Raw genomic sequence first — 20,588 nt, 5'->3', positions numbered from 1 at the left:
GTTTTCCACGATGCGCAGTCTCTTCTGGAAAATGTTCTTTGGGGCCTGGATCACCGCCATGGTGATGGTTGTAGCCGCCATTTACATTACCCACTTCGGTGAATTCGGCGATCCCCGACAAGAGGAACGCTGGGAGGGCCCCGCCCTATTTCGCGAGGTCATGCGAAATATGCGAATCGCCCGCCGTCACGGCCCCGAACAATTCCAGCACTGGCTTGAGAAAGCCCCCAAAAAAGTCAAACGGCGGGTTTATGCGGTTGATCAACAAGGCAACGACATTCTCGGTCGCGAAGTGCCATCAAATATGGGCTCGTTGATCGACAGTCTTGATTACCGCAATCGCGAAGCTCACAAACTGGTAAATAACAAGCCCACTGTAGGCTTCTTCCTACCACTGCGCACCGGAGACCCCCTGCGTATCGTCGTCGTTGCTGGGGATAGCAAGGAAGGCCTATTGCTGCGCTTCCTGTGGCGCAACTTTTGGCCGATGTTACTGCTTTCCATGATCGCCTCAGGTTTAGCCTGCTACTGGTTGGCCCGCTACCTGAGCCGCCCTCTTGAACAGTTGCGCGCCGCCACCAAGCGCGTGGCTGCCGGCGAACTGGACTACCGCGTGACTCCATCCCTGAAGTCTCGGAATGATGAACTGACTGACCTGGCCCTGGACTTCGACTCCATGACCGCCCAGCTTCAGGAGTCGATGTCCGAGCAGCGCCGCCTGATCAAGGATGTCTCTCACGAACTGCGCTCGCCACTAGCACGCCTGCAAGTGGCACTGGCCATCGCCCGCCAAAAGCAAATCAACGGGCTCGATACAGAACTGGATAAAATCGGCAAGGCTGCGGATTACCTGGAAGATATTATTGCTGACGTGCTATCACTTCCTATTAGCAGCCAGGAGCAGCGTCCCCTGGATGACGTAGTGGAAGTTAATGCCCTGATAAGCGCCCTGGCGGAAGACCTCCACAGCGAAGCTGCTGACAAAGACCTGTCCTTTGAAATTCGCTCTGAAGGGGAAGAGCTCCTTGTCGCAACCCGGGGCAGCTCCCTGACCGCTGCCCTGGAGAACATCCTGCGCAACGCGATCAAGTACAGTCCCGAGCACGGCCGGGTCAAGGTGTCGATTAAAGAATCCTCAGAATCCTGCACCATCTCAGTCATCGACTCAGGTTCCGGCGTGGCAGATGAGGAATTGGAGGCTATTTTCCGCCCCTTCTATCGCACAGATAGTGCACGCACCCGGGAAAGTGGTGGCTTTGGACTGGGACTCGCTATCGCCCAGCGCACCATCCTGCATCACCAGGGAAGCATCAGCGCCAAAAACAGCCGGGATGCGGGCCTGTGTGTTGAGATTAAGCTCCCCCTGCTACATATTGCCGACGATTAAGCATCGCAGCAGCTAATATAAGCATCTCTACCGCCAGAGTTTTCTGGCGGTTGCTTCCTTGCACCCGCAAATAGCAAAGGAACCCGCTATGCGCTGGATTATTTATATTCTTATTGCCCTGGTAATTCTCGTGCTCGCGGGATACTTATTCCCACGCGAAGTCACTGTTCATCGCAGCGTATTTATCAACAAACCACCACAAGTGGTTTTCCCCTACGTTAATAATTTCCACAAATTCAACGAGTGGTCCCCATGGCGCCACATCGACCCCTCGGTACTCTATGAGTACAGCGGTCCCCAGGAAGGCGTCGGCGCCAAAATGACTTGGCGCGGCGAAAACTCCAAAGCCGGAAGCGGCAGTCAAACTATCTTCGCCAGCAAGCGAGATTCTGTAGTCGCCACCAAGCTGGATTTTGGTGATGGCAGCCGGGCCACGGCAGAATTCCAGCTGGAACCAAAGGATGGCGGCACCCTTCTTACCTGGAACTTCCACAGCGATACCGGCGGTGGTCCCAGAGAACGCTGGATGGGCTTGGCAGTGAAAAAAATGGTGGGAGAGTCTTATGAACAAGGGTTGGAAAAACTTAAAAACCTGGTTGAAACAGCACCGGAAAATAGCACCTCCGACGGAACCTCCACCGATTCAGTTTCAGATATTCCATCCGATGTAGATGATGCAATGGGTGATGGCCCTCAGGGTGTCCCCAGTGAACTGCGAGACCAGAATGAAGAGGAAGCAGGAGAAACACCGGAAAACCAGCAGTAACACTCAGCAATTAAGAGTAGCGATTACTGAAATACAAAAAAGCCCGCAATTTGCGGGCTTTTTCTGTTTAAACCGACTTCGGTCGATTGCGTCGCGCGGCTGGCGCCGGTGACTTGCGCAACTTCCTGCGCTGGCGCTCCAGGTTTTGTTTCTCACCCTGGGTCAATGGGCGCTGGCCCAGTTTCGGCATTCCCGCCGTTACGCAGAGGTCATCGATCTCGCGGGGCTCCATCTCAATCCACTGCCCGACGCGCACATGGGAGGGAATAAAGACGCTGCCGTAGCGCACACGCTTCAAGCGGCTAACTCTAACTCCCTGGGACTCCCACAGACGACGCACCTCGCGGTTGCGGCCCTCCATCACTACGCAGTAGAACCAGCGGTTTTTACCTTCACCACCACTCTCTACGATGTCGGTAAAGCGCGCCGACCCATCATCCAACAACACGCCCTTGAGCAGACGCCGCCTCATTTCCTCATCCACATCACCTTGGATTCGAACCAAGTATTCGCGGTCGATTACCGAGGAGGGATGCATTAATTTATTGGCCAGCTCTCCGCTATTGGTAAACAGCAGCAAACCACTGGTATTGAAATCCAGGCGCCCAACAGAAATCCAGCGGCCGGTTTTCAGTCTCGGCAGGCGATCGTAGACCGTCGGGCGGCCTTCCGGGTCGTGGCGGGAGCATATTTCTCCAACCGGTTTGTTGTAGAGTATTACCCGGCAGCGATTCTGCTCTGCCGAAGGCAGCCGGCTACCATCAAACTCGATATGATCCGCGTCAGTTACGCGCTCGCCAAGCTCCGCCACTTTTCCATTTACGGTTACGCGGCCCGCATCAATTGCGCGCTCCATTTCACGGCGCGAACCGAGGCCGGTGCGCGCTAATACTTTCTGTAATTTCTCGCCTGCTGGCGGGGTACCATCACTCATGGGGTGGTGCTTTCCACTTGTATTACTTCTTTGGAATCTTCATCGACATCAGCATTTGCCTCCACCGACTCCTCGGCGACCTCTTCAACTGTGTCGTCTTCGGCAAACATACTGCTGGGTGGTAACGTTGCCGTTAGAGAGTTCTCGCTCTCTTCTTCTGCTTGCAGCGATTCAACGCTGCTTCCCTCATCACTGTGAAGTTCACTCTCTTCACTTAGATCAACATTTACATCCAACTCCGAATTACCTTCAGAGTCTTCCCGCTCCATTTCCCACTGGATCTCTGCTGCCGCAGTTTCCACTGGATCTTCCTCTGCATCCGTCTCGGCGGGCACTGCATCGGCATCTACTCCGGGCTCAGACTTGGTCTCGGTCTCGGTCTCGGTCTCGGTCTCGGTCTCGGTCTCGGTCTCGGCGTCTGATGCTTCAGCAGCAACTTCCTCAGCCAAAGCCTCTACCAGGGCATCGTCTATATCTTCGTGTTCAGCCGCAGGGGCTTCAGTAGAGGATTCTGCCTCGGTGTCTTGCTCTGACTCAGAATCGTCCAAAGCACCATTGTCCACCTCGGACTCTCCCTCCTCGGGAACCGGCTCTGGAGGCAAACCTTCCTGCTCCAGAATCTGATTCAGACTCTCGATATCGCGGATCTCCGCCAGAGTCGGCAAATCATCCAGGGTGCTCAAATTAAAATAATCGAGAAACTCCCGGGTTGTTGCGTAGAGAGACGGCTTACCGGGCACGTCCCGCTGCCCCACAACTTTAATCCAACCGCGCTCCAGCAGGGTTTTAACAATATGCGAACTCACCGCAACGCCGCGGATATCCTCGATATCACCACGGGTTACCGGCTGTCGATAAGCGATAATGGCGAGGGTCTCCAAGGTTGCACGGGAATACCGTTGCGCCTTTTCCTCCCACAGCCGATTCACCCATGGAGCCAGGTCTTCCGGCACTTGAAAACGCCATCCACTCGCGACTTTCTTCAGTTCAAACCCTCGGTCAGCACAACTCTGGGCGATTTCTTCAAGCACATCTCTCAGGGTAGTCTTGGAGGGTTGCTCTTCCTCGTCCAGCAAAGACAACAGCTTTTCTTCACTGAGAGGCTGGCCCGCGGCCAACAGGGCGCCTTCGACGATTTTGCGCAGTAATTCGGGGGCGATTGTCATCTTCTATTTTCTAACTCGAATACATTTCCGACGCTTTATCCGAGGCCTCTACAGCGTCCTCTGGATCTTCAACCTCTTCGAGAATCTGGTCCTCAGGCTCGCTGTCAGCACCGTCTTCGCTTTCACTGCTGTGGGTAGCAGCGCGAGCGCGCACGTGGATCGGGCCAAAAGCTTCATTCTGCACCAGCTCCACCAGTGACTCTTTTACCAGCTCCATCACTGCCAGGAAGGTCACTACAACACCGAGGCGACCCTCCTCAACGGTAAACAGGCTTACAAAGGGCACAAACTGGCCGTGGCGGATCTTATCCAGCACCTGGGTCATACGCTCGCGGGTGGACAACTTCTCCCGCTCAACCTGGTGGCTCTCAAACATATCCGCACGCCGCAGCACATCAGCCAGGGCGACCAGGACTTCTTTCAAGTCAATTTCAGGGTCGGGGCGTGTGATACTGCGATCGGGAGCCTCTGCATTGGCCTGATGGACATCCCGGCCAACACGGGGGATTTCATCGAGATCCTCAGCCGCAGTTTTGAAACGCTCATACTCCTGCAACCGGCGAATCAGAGCCGCCCGGGGGTCCTCGCCCTCTTCCTCCTCCGCTTCAGGCGGTCGCGGCAACAACATCCGCGACTTTATTTCCGCCAACATAGCGGCCATTACCAGATACTCGGCGGCCAAGTCAAAGCGAATTGCCGTCATCATCTCCACATACGCCATATATTGATGGGTAATATCGGAGACGTTGATCTCGAGAATATCCAGGTTTTGGCGGCGAATCAGGTATAGCAGGAGATCCAGAGGCCCCTCGAAAGCCTCCAGAACAACTTCCAAAGCATCTGGTGGAATAAAGAGATCCTGCGGGAGGTCGTTAAAGATTTCGCCCTGCACCAAAGCCAGGGGGGAATCCTCATCCGAGTCCTGGCCCTGCGATTCCGCATCGCCAGCCTGGGCAGGAGCTTCATCATCGCTCGCCGCAACCTCGGCCAGCACTTGCTCCTCGACCTCTGCTAGTAACTCATCACTGGACACCCTGCCCCACCCTCAATCGTGCAAACGCGCGATTATACACGGCGCCGCAGCTTTCAGCCGAGTATTTCGTCAGTTGCCCCACATCCCTGACGAATCAGTTGGGGCTCATCACCCGTCAGGTCGATCACGGTGGTGGGCTCCAACCCGCAGAAACCGCCATCGATAACCAACTCCACCTGGTGCTCCAGGGTATCGCGGATATCGTAAGGTTCGGTTAGGGGTTGTTCTTCGCCGGGCATAATCAGGCTACAGCTCATCAACGGCTCGCCCAATTCTTCAATCAGGGCCAGGGCGATGGGATTATCCGGCACGCGAATACCGATGGTCTTGCGCTTCGGATGAATTAACCTGCGCGGCACTTCGGCGGTCGCCGGCATAATAAAGGTATAGGAACCCGGCGTATGATTCTTTAACAGCCTAAACATCTGGTTGTCGACCTTGGCATAGGTCGCCAGCTCCGATAGGTCTCGGCACATCAATGTGAAGTTGTGCTGCTTGTCCAGCTGGCGCACTCCTCGAATGCGCTCAACCGCCAGCTTCTCTCCCAGTCGACAGCCTATGGCGTAAGCTGAATCGGTGGGAAAAACAATAACGCCCCCTTGGGCGACGATCTCTGCTGCCTGAGTGATCAGGCGGCCTTGAGGATTATCCGGATGAATCTGAAAAAACTGCGCCACAAAGCCCCCCAAAAGCCTTACCGATTGAAAATACCTCACTGCCATCCACCAGGCTTAAAGCCGGACGATGGCCCCCAATTCACAAGCCGGAATTAGGGCAGCGAAACGTGACCCCGCTGTTCCCGGTGCAGAGTGTGCCACAGATTCCACACCGGCTCGACGTCTGCGGGCAACCTGACACAACCCAATTCACGCCAGGGCTGCTCCGGCTGGTGAAAATCGCTGCCAAGAGAGCAATATGGCATTGATTTGCCCGCCGCTTCCGCAGCTGAGAATAGTAGTTTCCTCAACTCCCTCGTCTGTGTCGGGTTCTGCCGACCGCACAACAATTCGACAGCATCTCCTTTTTCTTCCAGAAATGCCCCCAACAATCGCAATAACTGGGTGCGGGTCAATCCATACTTGAGGGGATGAGCCAATACCGCACAGCCACCGGCCTGGTGAATAGTGGCGATAGTCTCTCCCAGCTGGGGCCACTCGACCCGCACATCCCCCACCTTGCCGGCACCCAAGTAACGCTTAAATGCCTTACCGGTATCATCTATATGCCCAGCTTCCACCAGCCATCGTGCGAAATGGGGCCTACCCAGTACCGAGTCGCCCGCCAGGGCACGCCCACCCTTCAGGGCACCGCTAAAGCCGCGCTTTTCCAGCTTTTCCGCGATACGCTCTGCCCGCTCCTCACGCAACTGCTTACGAAGTTGAATGGCTTCTTGCAGAGGCCCCGATTCGGGGTTGATGTTCAGGCCCACAATATGTACGGGTCTGCGCCCCCAAAGACTGGAGAACTCAATCCCCGCCACCACATCTACGCCCAAACAGTCACCTTCCTGTTGAGCCTCAGGCACACCATCCACCGTATCGTGGTCGGTCAGGGCGAGCATCGTCACACCTTGGGATTTCGCTCTCGACACCAGCTGCGCAGGACTTAAAATACCGTCAGACGCGGTACTGTGGCAGTGCAGATCTACCAGGTCTGTATTCAAATCGGCTGAAAGGGTCTTCAACAACAGGCTCTCACTCAGTTCGACGATGAAAAAGATCGCCATATCCGTCTTTTCAGGAACAATCGCCCTATTGCGCTGTCTATGCGGCACTCGGCGTTTTCAGGGATAAGGCCCGAACTAGCAGTCACTCACAGGTGACTCGCCAGGGCCGAAGTCTGACAGTAGTTTTGTCAGCGGGGAAATTGAACGGGCTATCAACCCCATCAGTTTCCAGCGGGCATTATCACCGGAATTGAGTATGACCGAAACGAATTCGACCACGACATCTCCCGAGAAGCCTAAAAAGGAAGGGTTTCTCAGCAATATCGCCTTCAATGTCATTATTCCGACATTGATACTGACCAAGCTTTCCGGGGATGACTGGTTGGGCCCAACCTGGGCATTGATAGTGGCCCTGGCCTTCCCACTGGGTTATGGCCTTCGCGACCTGCTGCGCCTGGGCAAGGTCAATTTCTTCTCAGCCCTCGGGTTTATTGGCATCCTGCTCACTGGCGGCATCAGCTTGCTCAAGCTGGACCCGCAGTATATTGCGATTAAGGAAGCTGCAATCCCTGGCCTACTGGGTGTTGCAACGGCACTATCCGTTTATACCCGCTGGCCGCTGGTCAAAACCCTGCTTTACAACGATCAAATCCTGAATACGACAAAGATCGCCGAGTCATTACAGGCCAATGGTAACCAGCCAGCCTTCGACCGCACCTTGCGCCAGACTTCATGGATCGTTGCCGGGTCATTCTTTTTCTCCTCGGCACTGAATTACATTCTCGCCAAAATGATCGTCACCAGCCCGCCGGGCACCGAGGCCTATAACACCGAACTTGGCGAAATGACCGCCTATGGATATCTGGTTATTGCGATCCCATCAACCCTGATTCTGATGGGTGCACTCTTTTTCCTGTTCTCCCGTATCGGCAAGCTGACCGGGTTGAAACTGGAAGAAGTGATGGTCGCGCAATAACACCTTAAAAAAACTAACAAGAGCATTAAAAACAATGTGGTACGCAATCATCAGTGAAGATGTTAGCGATAGTCTCCCTTTACGCAAAAAAGCCCGCGCCGGTCATTTGGCCCGACTCAACCTTCTCAAAGATGAAGGTCGTCTCCTGGCTGCCGGCCCAAACCCCAGCATCGACAGCGAAGAGCCCGGTGAAGCCGGCTTTACCGGCAGTCTGGTAATTGCTGAATTCCCCTCTTTGGAGGAGGCCAAAGCCTGGGCTGACAGTGACCCCTATATCGAAGCAGGCGTCTATGCATCGGTTACAGTCAAGCCCTACAAGCTTGTACTGCCCTGATAAAAACTCTAACTAACAAGCTGCATCACAATGAAGAAATTACTGTCCGGTGTGCTCGCTGTAGCGCTGTTGAACTCAGCGCCAGCGGCACTTGCAGCGGAGACCCGCTATATTACCGACCAACTTCACGTGCCCATGCGCTCCGGCAAAGGCAATGAATTCCGGATTCTGCACCGCGGCCTGGCCAGCGGTACCGAACTGGCCCTGCTCGAAGATGCCGCCTCGGACGGCTGGGCAAAAGTGCGCACCCCCAACGGCACTGAGGGCTGGATCAGACGCCAATACCTTGTCAGTGAGCCCGTGGCAAAACTAAAGCTGGCAACCGCAGAAGCCAACCTGGCCCGCTTTGAAAAAATGGAAGGTAATCTGGGGGGAGAAGTTCGCCGGCTGGAGACAGAAAACGGCGAACTGAATAGCGCCCTGACCTCTGCCCAGCAGCAGAGCCAGGAATTGGCCGCCGAACTCAAGAGCCTGAAGTCCCTTTCTGCCGATGCAATTTCGCTCAACGATCGCCATCAAAAGCTTCTGCATCAGTACGAGTTGCTGAAACAGGAAAAAAGCATGGCGGAAGCGGAAATTCAGCGCCTGTCCGGTAGCGATGCCCGCAAATGGCAATTGTATGGTGCCCTATCCGTTGCATTAGGCGCTATTCTGGCGATGATTGCCCCCCATGTGCGCCCGCGCAAACGCAATTCCGAGTGGGCCAACTGATCTCCCTCGCTACAACCAAAATCGCTTACTATACGACTGCGGGAGTGCTGAGAAGCAACCCGCAGGCAGCGATACCCAAATATTTATCCTTTCTCTTTATCCATACGCTGACACAGTAGTAAACCGATTGACCCCGGACATTCAAAGGACACGGATGATGCGTAAGTTACTCACTTTTCTTTTTTGTACTCTGTTCAGTCTTCCAATATTTGCTCAAAACCCTCAGGTGGAGCTTAAGACCGACTTGGGCATTATTCGCGTCGAGCTGTTCCCCAAGAAAGCTCCTGTCACAGTAGAGAATTTCCTCACCTATACCGATAGCGGCTTCTACGATGGCATTATTTTTCACCGCGTTGTGCCAGGATTTGTCGTGCAGGCTGGGGGCTTCACTTTCGACTTCCAGAAGAAAGAAACTCGCGACGCTATCGCCAATGAATCAGCTAACGGGCTGCAAAACCTGCGCGGCACTCTCTCCATGGCACGGACCAACAACCCCGATAGCGCCACGTCTCAGTTTTTTATAAACCTGGTCGATAACACCCGCCTGGATGCCAGCGAGAACAAGCCTGGCTACGCGGTTTTTGGCAAGGTTATCGAGGGTATGGATATCGTAGAAAAAATCGAACAGGAACCCCGCGGCCTCTATCGCCAACACCCAGAGGCCCCCAACATTCCAATCCGCATACTTTCAGCAAAACGAGTTACCTCCAGCGACAACAGTGTCGCTGAACACAGCAAGGGAGAATAAGCAGTGATAGCTCTCAGTGTAAACCTCAATAAAATCGCCTTAATTCGCAATTCCCGCGAAGGCAACTTTCCCGATGTGGTCGCCCACGGGCGCACTTGCCTCGACGCCGGAGCCCAGGGGCTGACCGTACACCCCCGTCCAGACCAACGACATATTCGCCCCGGCGACGTGCGCGACCTGACAGAACTCTGCGCCAGCCGCAAAAACATAGAGTTCAACGTTGAAGGTAACCCCTTCGCCGCTCCCCTGGGGGACTACCCCGGCCTCATACCACTGGTTTTGGAAACCAAACCAGACCAATGCACTTTGGTTCCCGACACCAATGATCAGCTCACGTCTGATCACGGCTTTGACCTCAAGCAAGATGGCGATCGATTAGTTCCGATAATTGATCAACTTAAAAATGCCGGAATACGTGTCAGTCTGTTTATGGATCCAGACCTGGACCAAATCAGCCTGGCCAAACAGGTCGGTGCTGACCGTATTGAACTCTACACAGGCCCCTATGCCGAAGCCGTAGCCAAACAGAGCCCAGAGCTGGAAACAATTTTCTCTGCCCACTGTGCCGCCGCCGAGCACGCACATCAGCTGGGACTGGGGATTAATGCCGGCCATGACCTCAACCTGGTTAACCTACCGCGCTATCGCACGTTACCGGGCTTGCAGGAAGTCTCCATAGGCCACGCCTTTACTGTCGATGCTATCAGCATGGGCCTGGAGAATGCCGTTAACGCCTACGTCGACTGCCTCGCTGGTAGCTGATGCAAAGCCTCAATATTATTGGCGCGGGCCGCCTTGGCAAAACCCTGGGGCGGCTGTGGCAGGAGAGCGGTGTATTCGAGATACAGTCAATTTATAACCGCAGTCTCGAAAGTGGACAAAGGGCCTGTCGATTTATCGGTGCAGGCAATGCTGTCGATTCCCTCTCAGAGATGCCTTCAGCAGACCTATGGCTGATTGGTTGTATCGATAGTGAAATCGCTATATTTGCGCAGAAACTTGCCGATAGCGGGCTGGTCGATGAGCGCACTATTATATTCCACTGCAGTGGCGCTCTCAGCTCTAAAGAACTAGCCCCCTTGGGACCCGCCCTGGTTGCCAGTGCTCACCCGGTCCACAGCTTTGCCGAACCGGAAACCTCGCTGCAAACATTTGCCAAAACCAGCGTCGCTGTCGAAGGGGATAGCCATGCAGTAGAGGTTATTTCTGTGGCTTTTGCAGCCATTGGCTGTGAAACACTGGCTATTGATCCCCTAAACAAGTCTCTGTACCACGCTGGATCAGTGATCGCCTCCAACTACCTCACCACCCTAATGGACCTGAGCTTACAAAGCTTTGCAGCCGCTGGCATAGAGCGGGACAGTGCTCTTCGCCTGTTGGCGCCGATTGTTTCACAGACTCTGCAAAACAATTTGGAGCTGGGACCAGAGAGGTCTCTGACAGGTCCCATTGCCAGGGGGGATGTGGAAACCGTTGGAGCCCAGGTGGAAAGCCTTGCATCAGTAGATAGCCAACTGGCACTTTGCTATCGCCATCTGGGCCTCGCCTGTGTAGAGTTGGCGCGGCGCGGCTCGCTCTCACCTGAGAGCGCAGCCAGATTGATCGAACTGCTGAGTGAGCCAACGCGGTGAAAGACTCCTCCGAATACCTGGAAAAGAAAGCCTTCTTCGATAGCCTCCTGACAATTTATGGGCGCAAGCCTGTACTCGAGGCTCTCGAGGATTTATCTGTACCCGTCCATAAATTACATCTGGCCAGCAGCAACCGGCGCGACCAGCTAATCCAGCGAATGGAAACCCTGGCGGAAGAGCGTCAGATTGAAATTGCTTACTGGGATCGCAAGGGCCTGTCCCGGATTTCGAAGAATTCCCGTCAGGACCAAGGTGTAGCCCTCGACCTGGCCCTGCCCCACTACGGCAGAGCGGAGGACTTTTTACATAAGGTTGCAGCCCCAGAGCACAAAAACACCTATGAACTTCTGGCCCTGGATGGCATAACCAACCCTCAAAACCTGGGCATGATTATTCGCTCAGCTTGTGCCGGCGGCATCGATGGAATCATCCTGCCAAAGAAAGGCTGTGCACAGATAGACCCCCTGGTTATCAAAGCCAGCACAGGCACACTGTTTAAAACCCAGATTTTGCGCTGTGACAAATTGGCAGCCACCCTGGGGGAGTTCCGCGAAGCGGGGGCTCAGGTTTGTGGGCTGTCATCCCACGCCCAGACGACCTTAAAAGAGGTCTCCAGTAAAGTCTCCACAATTTTTGTGCTGGGCAATGAAACCCACGGCGTTAGCGATGCCGTCGCAGCTCAGTGCAATGAACTGGTGCGTATCCCCATGCAAAACGATGTAGAAAGCCTGAATGTGGCGGTCACGGCCGCGCTAATTAGCTTCCGTCGAGAAATCTAACTCTGCCCTTGTGGGAGGTACCCTCCTCCCACTCCCTCAACTTATCCCACGAGTTCAACCCCAATCTAACCAGGATTATCCACTACCCACAGATTCTGTGGATATCTCTGTGACTAACTTAGAGTAGTAGGCCGCAAAGGCCCGCCATTTGGTCTTTGTGACAATATGAAGAAAAAATAAACAACCCGGGAAACGCTCAAAAAATCAACGAGTTAGAGAAAACTTAGCTAAGCGTTTAGCGACAATCCGTACCAATTAAAGATCGAATAGAGAGAAGGGGCCGTTGTGGAAAATGAGACGCGAAGCCCAAAACAAAAAAAGAAAGGGGTGCTAAGCACCCCCTCTCGATTCTGCAGTTACTCCCACTCAATTGTCGCGGGAGGCTTGCTGGAAACGTCGTAGACCACACGAGAGATGTGCTCTATCTCATTGATAATACGGTTGGAGACCTTCTCAATCAGCTCATAGGGGAGATGCGCCCAGCGCGCTGTCATAAAGTCCACGGTCTCTACCGCGCGAAGAGCAACCACGTATTCATATCGACGGCCATCACCGACAACACCCACAGATTTTACTGGAAGGAATACGGCAAAGGCCTGACTGGTTTTGTGATACCAATCGGCGTTGTGCAGCTCCTCGATAAAGATCGCATCCGCCTCTCTCAGAATATCGGCATATTCCCGCTTTACCTCACCGAGAATCCGCACGCCCAAACCCGGTCCCGGGAAGGGGTGACGGTAAACCATGTCGTAAGGCAGGCCCAGCTCCAGACCGATCTTACGAACCTCGTCTTTGAACAGTTCACGCAGGGGCTCTACCAGCTCAAACTGCATATCCTCCGGTAAACCGCCCACATTGTGGTGAGACTTAATCACATGTGCCTTGCCGGTTTTTGCGGCGGCAGACTCAATAACGTCTGGGTAGATAGTGCCCTGAGCCAGGAATTTCACCTCCTGTAACTTGGAAGCTTCGCGATCAAAAATCTCAATAAAGGTATTACCAATGATTTTGCGCTTGGCCTCAGGGTCTTTTTCACCTTGGAGGCGCCCAAGGAAATCCTCTTCCGCATCAGAACGGATAACGCGGACGCCCATATTGTCGGCGAACATCTGCATTACCTGGTCGCCTTCATTTTTACGCAGAAGGCCATTATCTACAAATACGCAGGTCAGCTGATCGCCAATAGCCTTGTGCAGCAAAGCGGCTACCACAGAGCTGTCGACACCACCGGATAAACCGAGCAGCACCTTGCCCTCGCCCACCTGATCGCGGACTTTAGCAATAGAGTCTTCAATAATGTTCGCGGGAGTCCAGAGCTTCTCACACCCGCAAATATCAATCACAAAGTGCTCATAAATACGCATGCCTTGCAGGGTATGAGTCACTTCCGGGTGGAACTGTACACCGAAGAAATTCTTCTCAGCGTTGTACATACCGGCAATTGGGCAGGAATCAGTGGAAGCCAGCAGTTCAAAGCCCTCAGGCATCGCCACTACCTTGTCGCCGTGACTCATCCAAACATCCAGTAGGGAACTGCCATCATCAGCGATATGATCTTTGATATCGCTCAACAGGTTGGATTGGCCTTCAACTTTTACCTGGGCATAGCCGAATTCGCGAATATCGCTACCCTGTACGGTACCTCCAAGCTGATGGGCCATGGTCTGCATGCCATAGCAAATGCCCAGTACCGGCACGCCCAGGTTATAAACCGCTTCCGGCGCGCGCGGGGAGCCCTCCTCCGGTACCGACTCGGGGCCGCCGGCGAGAATAATGCCCTTGGGCTGATACTCACGAATTTCCTCTTCGGTCATATCGAAAGCGCGAATTTCAGAAAATACGCCCAGCTCGCGAACACGGCGGGCAATCAATTGTGTGTACTGGGACCCGAAGTCGAGAATGAGTATTCGGCTGGAATGGATATCTTGGCTCATGACTTACTCGATAACTGGATTAAATAACAGCAAACGGACCTTAAAGGTCCGTTTGCTGCTTGTTCCGTCTAAATTTTTTCACCTGGAGAAGGTCGAAGGCTTAGCGTCGGCCCACCGGGTAGTTGGGGGCTTCTTTGGTAATTTGAACGTCGTGGACATGGGACTCACCCATACCGGCTGCCGTGACCCGCACAAACTCAGGACGAGTGCGCATGGTCTCGATATCGACACTGCCGGTGTAACCCATGGCTGAACGCAAACCACCCATCATCTGGTGAACAATGGCTGACAGCGGACCTTTATAAGGCACTCGACCTTCGATACCTTCCGGTACCAGTTTTTCAGCGCCCTTGCTCGCATCCTGGAAATAGCGATCGGAAGAACCCTGGGTGCGAGACATAGCACCGAGAGAACCCATCCCACGATAGGACTTGTAAGTACGGCCCTGATAGAGCTCAACTTCGCCCGGCGCCTCTTCGGTACCAGCGAACATGGAACCCATCATGACTGATGAGGCGCCGGCAACAATTGCCTTGGAGATATCGCCGGAGTAACGGATACCACCGTCGGCGATCATGGGCACACCAAATTCTTTAAGGGCTGTGGCAACCTCTGCAATTGCCGTCACCTGGGGTACGCCGATACCCGTTACGATACGGGTGGTACAGATAGAACCGGGGCCGATACCCACTTTAACCGCATCCGCACCGGCCTCAACCAGTGCACGCGCTGCGTCAGCCGTAGCGATGTTGCCACCGATCACATCCACCTGGGGGTGCATTTCCTTAATGCGGCGCACGCGCTCGATCACGTTGCGGGAGTGGCCGTGGGCGGTATCTACTACCAGCACATCAACGCCGGCTTCTACCAATGCAGCTACGCGATCATCGGTGTCCGGGCTGGTGCCCACAGACGCGCCCACACGCAGGCGACCATCGGAATCCTTACAGGAGTTCGGGTACTGCTCTGCTTTGTTAAAGTCTTTAACAGTGATCAGGCCGCGCAACTCAAAGTTGTCGTTAACCACCAGTACCTTTTCGATACGGTGCTTATGCAGCAGTTCGCGTACTTCGTCGGGGCTCGCATCTTCGTGGGCCGTCACCAGACGCTCTTTCGGCGTCATGATGCTGGCGACACTGACGTCGAGATCAGTCAAGAAGCGAACGTCGCGGCTGGTGACGATACCTACCAAATCGCCACGATCCATTACCGGTACACCGGAAATATTGTGGTGACTGGTCAGCGCGATCAACTCGCGCACAGTGGCATCGGACTCAATAGTAATAGGGTCTTTTACAACACCGGCTTCAAACTTCTTCACCGCGCGAACGGCAAGAGCTTGCTCTTCTATCGACATACTCTTGTGAATAATGCCGATACCCCCTTCCTGGGCCAACGCAATGGCCAGGCGAGCTTCCGTCACTGTATCCATAGCAGCGGACACAATGGGGATGTTCAGGGTAATGTTGCGGGAGAGTTGGGTTTTTAAACTCACATCCTTGGCCGTGACCTCGGAATATCCGGGCACAAGTAGGACGTCGTCAAAAGTGAGGGCTTCGCGCGCGATGCGCAGATTGGATTCAGACATTGTTGACACTCAAACCTCGAATAGGCGGGATTGGGTATCGGCGCGATTATACCTCTACGCGCCCAAAGCGCAAACATCAATTTGCAGAAAAACGGATTTGTACGGTAAAGCTCTTTACCTATAAGGGCGATACTGCAATATTGCTCCGCCCAATACGCCCGACGAGATTCACCGATGCAGACAATTCCCCCTAGTCAAAATGCCAAGCGCAGCGTGCTGTCGGTAAGTGACCTGAATCGGGAAGTTAAACATCTTCTGGAAAGCAGTGTGCCCCTTCTATGGATCAGTGGGGAGATTTCCAATTTTTCCATACCCAGCTCCGGGCACTGGTATTTTAGCCTTAAAGATGCGCGGGCCCAGGTGCGCTGCGCCATGTTTCGCGGTCGCAATCGCAGTGTCGCCTTTCGGCCGCAAAATGGTCGCGAGGTTTTAATCAGGGCCAGGGTGAGCCTGTACGAAGGGCGCGGAGAATTTCAGTTAATCGTTGAGCATATGGAGGAGGCCGGCTTTGGCGCCCTGATGCGCCAGCTGGAACAGCTCAAAGCAAAACTGAATGCTGAGGGCCTGTTCGAAACAAGCAGAAAACGCTCTCTTCCGTTTTTGCCAACCAATATCGGCATTGTCACTTCGCCGACAGGCGCGGCAATACGGGATATGATTCACGTATTGGGCAGGAGACACCCTTCTGCACAAATTGAAATCTGGCCCGTAGCCGTTCAAGGTCAGGATGCCGCTCAGCAAATCGCAGCAGCGATTGAAAAAGCGGGCCGCAGTGGTCGCCACGATTTATTAATTGTCGGTCGCGGCGGAGGTTCCCTGGAAGACCTGTGGTCTTTTAATGAAGAAATTGTCGCCCGCGCACTGGCCGCAAGCCCTATTCCCACTATTTCTGCAGTCGGCCACGAAACCGATACGACTATTGCAGATTTAGCCGCAGACCTGCGCGCACCCACCCCCTCTGCCGCGGCGGAAATAGCCAGCGCCAATGCTGCAGAAATTTTACAGCGGCTTGACCAGGTCCAGCGCAGATTGCACCGCGCCATGGACAACCAGCTAAAACATTTATCTCAACAGGTTCAATTGCGACGCAACCGTTTGCGCCATCCCAAGGAGCAGCTCCTCAACCAAGCCCAGCGCCTGGATCATTTGGAGATGCGCCTGGTAGCAGCTTGCCAACAACAAATCCAAAGTCGCAAATCCCAATTGGATTCCGCCTCCAGAGCTTTTGCCCACAACCTACCGACACGCCGACTCGACAACAGTCGAAAGCAGTTAATCCAACTCAAGGGAAACCTAGAGCGTGCGATACAACTGATATTACAGCGCGGCAGCGACAAACTTTCCCACGGGGCCCAATTACTACAAAACATCAGTCCTCTGGCAGTATTGCAGCGAGGCTATGCCATTGTTCTGGATTCAGAAAATCGCGCAATTCGTGATAGTTCAGAACTGGATACCGACCAGCAAGTCCATATTAAGCTGGCCAAAGGGAACTTCACTGCAAAAGTTAATACCATCGAAAACTGATTTCTTTAACAATTAAAGAGCGCAAATCAAGCGACACTATAATGGTTGAGGTAGAGTGCCTTCGGAGCAATATATGGATAGTGAATCTACTGCTATCCACCTCAACCAGTGGACCTTGATACTACTTTCAGTACTACTGCTTGCCCTTGCAGCCTGCACGGAACCAGAGCGTGATTCTGGAGTAGCCGAATCAGTCACCATGTCAGCTGCCGAAGCGCAGGATGCCGACAAGCGATCAGGGCAACTGCCTGAAGTAACCCCCGCTAAAGAACAGCAAGTCAACTACATCGAAACCGGTGACCTTAGGGACATAAGAAAACACGGCACAATTCGGTTCGTTAATTTAACCGGCGCTTCCGAGGACCTGCTACCTCGTGACGATGTGGTGAGTCTCCGTCACTTCGAACTTGCCAACAAACTGGCCAAACAGTTAAAGCTGGAACCCAAGTGGATAAAAGCTGAAACGCCCGATGATGCGGTGCAAATGCTGATCGATGGCCAGGCAGATGTAATCGCCTATAACCTGACTGTCACTGACGCCCGTGAAGAAATTATTGACTTCACGGTTCCTCTTCGCCATTCGCGGTTAGTACTCGTCACTGGTCCTGAGGGTCCAGATATTTCAGATGCGAGCAAATTAAAGGACCTGGAATTTATTATCCCCGCCGGCTCCTCTATTAAAGAAACTGCAGAGCAACTTGTTGCCGAAAATCCAAACTCAAACCTAACTATTCGAGAAATTGATATTAATGGTAATCGAGATACCCTGCTGGATATCATCAATGGCCAGAAGAACCGGGTTGCTATTTTGGAGGATTTTTCAGCCCAGGATTTGCGCAATTACCGCGATGACATGCGGATTGGTGCAGATGTATCTGAAGTGCAAAATATTGCCTGGGGTGTACGCAAAGACTCCAAACGCCTACATACCACTCTCGATAATTTTTTGACCCGCAACCTGGTTAAGTCCCAGGAAGAACGTATTACCGATTGGAAGGGTATTAAAAAATCGGGGGTAATCAGGCTACTCACTTACAATGGGCCGACAACCTATTTCTTATGGAAAGGGGTATTAATGGGATTTGACTACGATCTTGCCCAGGCTTTTGCCAATAAGCACAAACTCCAACTCCAGGTTATTGTTGTCCCCTACGAAGAAGACCTTGCCGATTGGTTGAGGGCGGGTCGCGGTGACTTTGCCGGGGCTGAACTCAATATTACCAGTGCCCGTGAAGACCAGGGCATGGTATTCACCAAGCCCTATGTCGAATCCACAGACCAAATCGTCAGTGGTAAAGGCAGCCCCCCTATTACCCAGATTCAGGATCTTAATGGCCGTAAATTAACTCTACGCGCCTATTCATCATTTATTGAAACCGCTGAAACACTGAAAGAAGCAGGTATTGATGTCGATATTCGTGTGGCGCCGCCAGATATTTCCCAGTCACAAATCTTCTCATTAATCGCCGACGGACTGGTAGATGCGACTATATCCCACTCCGGTCGAGCCAAGATTGAGGCATCCGTTCAGCCACAACTGGTACTCGGAACTCTTATCGGTGACCCACGTCCACAGGGCTGGATGGTATTAAGACAAAATTGGCACCTGTTACAGAACTTGAATAAGTTTTTGAAAAATTACAGAAAAACGAGCCAATACCAAAAACAATACCAGGCTTATTTTGAGCCGAACAAACGATTTACCCAGCGAGTAAGTTCCCGGGTAATACCGGGAGAAAACCTCTCTCCTTACGATGAGTTGGTGAAGGAATCCGCCTTTAAATACGATTTTGATTGGCGCATGATCGTCGCGCAGATGTGGCAGGAAAGCAATTTCAACCCTAAAGCCGTATCTCCAGTTGGCGCGCAGGGATTGATGCAGGTAATGCCTGCCACAGCCGAGGAAATGGGATTTCCTCCGCCGCTGTTCGAACCTGAAAGAGGTATTAAAGCGGGGGTAAAATATATGGATTGGGTGCGCGATCGCTTTAATCCCGCTTTGCCAACCGTAAATAAACTCTGGTTTACTCTCGCTTCCTACAATGCAGGATACGGCCACTTACTCGATGCCCAGCGGCTGGCTAAAGAACTGGGACTGGATCCCAATGTGTGGTTCGACAATGTGGAAGTCGCCATGCTGAAACTGGCCCAGCCCCAGTACTTTAAACGGGCTAGATACGGCTATGTGAGAGGCTCCGAGCCCGTGCAGTATGTGCGCAATATCAGCAATCTATACAAAGCCTATGTGGAAATGATGAGCGATGATGTGACAGTCCGCCCACCTCTACAGCGCCTGCCCGGCAAAATCTATTGTGAACCCGGGGATGTGCCTGAGGGCGTTATTCAGCGGATGCCCACTTACTCCTCGCCCTAGGCAGCCACAAGTCCTTACAAGGTTAAAACGATTTTCCCGGTGATAGTACCGGACTCCAGTAATTTATGGGCCTCAACCGCCTGATGCAGAGGAAACTCAGCGGCTAGTTGCGGCCGCACTTTACCCGCTTCAATTAGCGGCCAAACCTTCTGTTCCAGCGATTTCGCAATACCGGCTTTCACTTCTGGCGAGCGAGCCCTCAATGTTGAGCCGGTCAATGTAAGCCGTTTCAACATCACCGGCATCATATTTACGTCTACTTTAGCGCCTGCCAGGTAGGCAATATTCACTATTCTGCCGTCGTTAGCGGCCACACGAATATTGCTATTGATATAGCTACCGCCCACCATATCCAAGATAACATCAGCTCCGTGATCATCTGTCATCTCGCGCACAACGGAGACAAAATCCTCATCCCGATAGTTGACCGCCTTCTCCGCTCCCAAAGCCACACAGGCTGCGCATTTATCTTCTGTTCCCGCAGTAGTGAAAACCCTGGCTCCTAATTGATGGGCCAACTGAATCGCCGTGGTACCAATGCCAGAGGAACCACCATGGATTAAAATCACCTCGCCCGGTTTTAAACCGGCGCGGTCAAATACATTAGTCCATACGGTGAAAAAAGTTTCCGGCAATGCAGCTGCCTCAATAAGACTAAGGCCTGCGGGGACCGGGAGGCATTGCCCCTCTGGAGCTACTGCAAACTCTGCGTAACCTCCACCATTGGTCAGGGCACAAACTGTATCCCCCACCTGCCAGCGCACAACTTTTTCCCCGACTTCAACAACCTCACCAGCCACTTCCAATCCCAATACCAGCGATGCTCCGGGAGGTGCCGGATAATGCCCTTGGCGCTGCACAAGATCAGGGCGATTAACCCCAGCTGCGGCTACACGGATAAGGACTTCGTCTGCGCCGGGAGCAGGCTTATCCATCTCCTGCAATTGCATGACTTCAGGCCCACCAAATGTAGGCAGATCAATAAACCGCATATTTTTCCCCTTTATAGGTTCACTTTTATTGCCACGCTAACA

General features: G+C 53.3%; 19 protein-coding genes. 11 read left to right on the top strand and 8 right to left on the bottom strand.

What is annotated here, in order from left to right; all coding sequences use genetic code 11:
* The first annotated feature begins 10 nt into the window (after positions 1–10).
* Together ACJJI6_RS00305 and ACJJI6_RS00300 are read left to right on the top strand one after the other, a co-directional pair.
* Entirely contained in the window at positions 11–1,387 is a 1,377-nt protein-coding gene (locus ACJJI6_RS00305; protein WP_413662836.1) for an ATP-binding protein, read from the top strand.
* 88 nt (positions 1,388–1,475) lie between these two features.
* Positions 1,476–2,153, top strand: coding sequence for an SRPBCC family protein (locus ACJJI6_RS00300; RefSeq protein ID WP_475712149.1), 678 nt, complete (start codon positions 1,476–1,478; stop codon positions 2,151–2,153).
* A gap of 67 nt (positions 2,154–2,220) precedes the next feature.
* Here the strand turns inward: ACJJI6_RS00300 and rluB are convergent, their stop codons facing one another.
* The 5 genes from rluB to ACJJI6_RS00275 all read right to left on the bottom strand — a co-directional run bounded on the left by rluB (position 2,221) and on the right by ACJJI6_RS00275 (position 7,060).
* Positions 2,221–3,087: a 23S rRNA pseudouridine(2605) synthase RluB gene (rluB, locus tag ACJJI6_RS00295; RefSeq protein WP_444907630.1), complete on the bottom strand. Its 867-nt coding sequence runs from the start codon at positions 3,085–3,087 to the stop codon at positions 2,221–2,223.
* A complete protein-coding gene (gene scpB / locus ACJJI6_RS00290) occupies positions 3,084–4,253 on the bottom strand; it encodes an SMC-Scp complex subunit ScpB (RefSeq protein WP_475712148.1) in 1,170 nt (389 codons plus the stop codon). The genes rluB and scpB overlap by 4 nt, the downstream gene beginning before the upstream one ends.
* Before the next feature lie 10 nt (positions 4,254–4,263).
* The gene (locus ACJJI6_RS00285) at positions 4,264–5,286 is read right to left on the bottom strand and encodes a segregation and condensation protein A (protein ID WP_444933846.1); all 1,023 of its coding nucleotides are present in this window, start codon (positions 5,284–5,286) and stop codon (positions 4,264–4,266) included.
* Between the two features lie 53 nt (positions 5,287–5,339).
* A complete protein-coding gene (locus ACJJI6_RS00280) occupies positions 5,340–5,963 on the bottom strand; it encodes an L-threonylcarbamoyladenylate synthase (protein WP_282933701.1) in 624 nt (207 codons plus the stop codon).
* Between the two features lie 92 nt (positions 5,964–6,055).
* Positions 6,056–7,060 carry a PHP domain-containing protein gene (locus ACJJI6_RS00275; RefSeq protein ID WP_475712147.1) on the bottom strand — a complete coding sequence of 335 codons (1,005 nt, stop codon included), beginning with the start codon at positions 7,058–7,060 and terminating at the stop codon, positions 6,056–6,058.
* A gap of 148 nt (positions 7,061–7,208) precedes the next feature.
* Here ACJJI6_RS00275 and ACJJI6_RS00270 point away from each other — a divergent pair, with 148 nt between their 5' ends.
* The 7 genes from ACJJI6_RS00270 (at position 7,209) to rlmB (ending at position 12,131) form a co-directional block, all read left to right on the top strand.
* Positions 7,209–7,928, top strand: a complete 720-nt coding sequence (locus tag ACJJI6_RS00270) for a VC0807 family protein (protein ID WP_282933704.1) — start codon at positions 7,209–7,211, stop codon at positions 7,926–7,928.
* Between the two features lie 34 nt (positions 7,929–7,962).
* Positions 7,963–8,262 (top strand): YciI family protein, encoded by a 300-nt coding sequence (locus tag ACJJI6_RS00265; protein WP_108734042.1) that lies wholly within the window; start codon positions 7,963–7,965, stop codon positions 8,260–8,262.
* A gap of 30 nt (positions 8,263–8,292) precedes the next feature.
* On the top strand, positions 8,293–8,973 hold the full coding sequence (locus tag ACJJI6_RS00260; protein WP_444896521.1) for a TIGR04211 family SH3 domain-containing protein: 681 nt from the start codon (positions 8,293–8,295) through the stop codon (positions 8,971–8,973).
* A 157-nt stretch (positions 8,974–9,130) separates the two neighbouring features.
* The gene (locus ACJJI6_RS00255; RefSeq protein ID WP_444898217.1) at positions 9,131–9,721 is read left to right on the top strand and encodes a peptidylprolyl isomerase; all 591 of its coding nucleotides are present in this window, start codon (positions 9,131–9,133) and stop codon (positions 9,719–9,721) included.
* A 3-nt stretch (positions 9,722–9,724) separates the two neighbouring features.
* Complete coding sequence (locus ACJJI6_RS00250) at positions 9,725–10,483, top strand: pyridoxine 5'-phosphate synthase (RefSeq protein ID WP_444941087.1); 759 nt, start codon at positions 9,725–9,727, stop codon at positions 10,481–10,483.
* On the top strand, positions 10,483–11,352 hold the full coding sequence (locus ACJJI6_RS00245) for a Rossmann-like and DUF2520 domain-containing protein (protein WP_444941086.1): 870 nt from the start codon (positions 10,483–10,485) through the stop codon (positions 11,350–11,352). The genes ACJJI6_RS00250 and ACJJI6_RS00245 overlap by 1 nt, the downstream gene beginning before the upstream one ends.
* Entirely contained in the window at positions 11,349–12,131 is a 783-nt protein-coding gene (gene rlmB / locus ACJJI6_RS00240; RefSeq protein ID WP_444941085.1) for a 23S rRNA (guanosine(2251)-2'-O)-methyltransferase RlmB, read from the top strand. The genes ACJJI6_RS00245 and rlmB overlap by 4 nt, the downstream gene beginning before the upstream one ends.
* Before the next feature lie 356 nt (positions 12,132–12,487).
* Here the strand turns inward: rlmB and guaA are convergent, their stop codons facing one another.
* Entirely contained in the window at positions 12,488–14,065 is a 1,578-nt protein-coding gene (guaA, locus tag ACJJI6_RS00235; protein ID WP_444914393.1) for a glutamine-hydrolyzing GMP synthase, read from the bottom strand.
* A gap of 100 nt (positions 14,066–14,165) precedes the next feature.
* The gene (gene guaB, locus ACJJI6_RS00230) at positions 14,166–15,653 is read right to left on the bottom strand and encodes an IMP dehydrogenase (RefSeq protein ID WP_282933710.1); all 1,488 of its coding nucleotides are present in this window, start codon (positions 15,651–15,653) and stop codon (positions 14,166–14,168) included.
* A 174-nt stretch (positions 15,654–15,827) separates the two neighbouring features.
* Between guaB and xseA the strand changes: the two genes are divergently transcribed.
* Together xseA and ACJJI6_RS00220 are read left to right on the top strand one after the other, a co-directional pair.
* Positions 15,828–17,180 carry an exodeoxyribonuclease VII large subunit gene (gene xseA / locus ACJJI6_RS00225; protein WP_444941084.1) on the top strand — a complete coding sequence of 451 codons (1,353 nt, stop codon included), beginning with the start codon at positions 15,828–15,830 and terminating at the stop codon, positions 17,178–17,180.
* A gap of 73 nt (positions 17,181–17,253) precedes the next feature.
* Positions 17,254–19,554 carry a transporter substrate-binding domain-containing protein gene (locus ACJJI6_RS00220; RefSeq protein WP_444907620.1) on the top strand — a complete coding sequence of 767 codons (2,301 nt, stop codon included), beginning with the start codon at positions 17,254–17,256 and terminating at the stop codon, positions 19,552–19,554.
* Between the two features lie 14 nt (positions 19,555–19,568).
* Here ACJJI6_RS00220 and ACJJI6_RS00215 read toward each other — a convergent pair whose 3' ends face one another.
* On the bottom strand, positions 19,569–20,546 hold the full coding sequence (locus tag ACJJI6_RS00215) for an NAD(P)H-quinone oxidoreductase (protein ID WP_475712146.1): 978 nt from the start codon (positions 20,544–20,546) through the stop codon (positions 19,569–19,571).
* Positions 20,547–20,588: the final 42 nt, after the last annotated feature.

The organism is Microbulbifer maximicatervae (SeqCode) (assembly GCF_056232625.1).
Note: the sequence above shows the minus strand (reverse complement) of the source record. Positions and strands in the feature narration are given on the sequence as shown.

What these genes read in the sequence shown, in the direction of transcription:
- ACJJI6_RS00305 (WP_413662836.1), top strand. Translation starts at nt 11, where the DNA reads ATGCGCAGTCTCTTCTGGAAAATGTTCTTTGGGGCCTGGATCACCGCC.
- ACJJI6_RS00300 (WP_475712149.1), top strand. Translation starts at nt 1,476, where the DNA reads ATGCGCTGGATTATTTATATTCTTATTGCCCTGGTAATTCTCGTGCTC.
- rluB (WP_444907630.1), bottom strand. Translation starts at nt 3,087, where the DNA reads ATGAGTGATGGTACCCCGCCAGCAGGCGAGAAATTACAGAAAGTATTA.
- scpB (WP_475712148.1), bottom strand. Translation starts at nt 4,253, where the DNA reads ATGACAATCGCCCCCGAATTACTGCGCAAAATCGTCGAAGGCGCCCTG.
- ACJJI6_RS00270 (WP_282933704.1), top strand. Translation starts at nt 7,209, where the DNA reads ATGACCGAAACGAATTCGACCACGACATCTCCCGAGAAGCCTAAAAAG.
- ACJJI6_RS00265 (WP_108734042.1), top strand. Translation starts at nt 7,963, where the DNA reads ATGTGGTACGCAATCATCAGTGAAGATGTTAGCGATAGTCTCCCTTTA.
- ACJJI6_RS00260 (WP_444896521.1), top strand. Translation starts at nt 8,293, where the DNA reads ATGAAGAAATTACTGTCCGGTGTGCTCGCTGTAGCGCTGTTGAACTCA.
- ACJJI6_RS00255 (WP_444898217.1), top strand. Translation starts at nt 9,131, where the DNA reads ATGCGTAAGTTACTCACTTTTCTTTTTTGTACTCTGTTCAGTCTTCCA.
- ACJJI6_RS00245 (WP_444941086.1), top strand. Translation starts at nt 10,483, where the DNA reads ATGCAAAGCCTCAATATTATTGGCGCGGGCCGCCTTGGCAAAACCCTG.
- guaA (WP_444914393.1), bottom strand. Translation starts at nt 14,065, where the DNA reads ATGAGCCAAGATATCCATTCCAGCCGAATACTCATTCTCGACTTCGGG.
- guaB (WP_282933710.1), bottom strand. Translation starts at nt 15,653, where the DNA reads ATGTCTGAATCCAATCTGCGCATCGCGCGCGAAGCCCTCACTTTTGAC.
- xseA (WP_444941084.1), top strand. Translation starts at nt 15,828, where the DNA reads ATGCAGACAATTCCCCCTAGTCAAAATGCCAAGCGCAGCGTGCTGTCG.
- ACJJI6_RS00220 (WP_444907620.1), top strand. Translation starts at nt 17,254, where the DNA reads ATGGATAGTGAATCTACTGCTATCCACCTCAACCAGTGGACCTTGATA.
- ACJJI6_RS00215 (WP_475712146.1), bottom strand. Translation starts at nt 20,546, where the DNA reads ATGCGGTTTATTGATCTGCCTACATTTGGTGGGCCTGAAGTCATGCAA.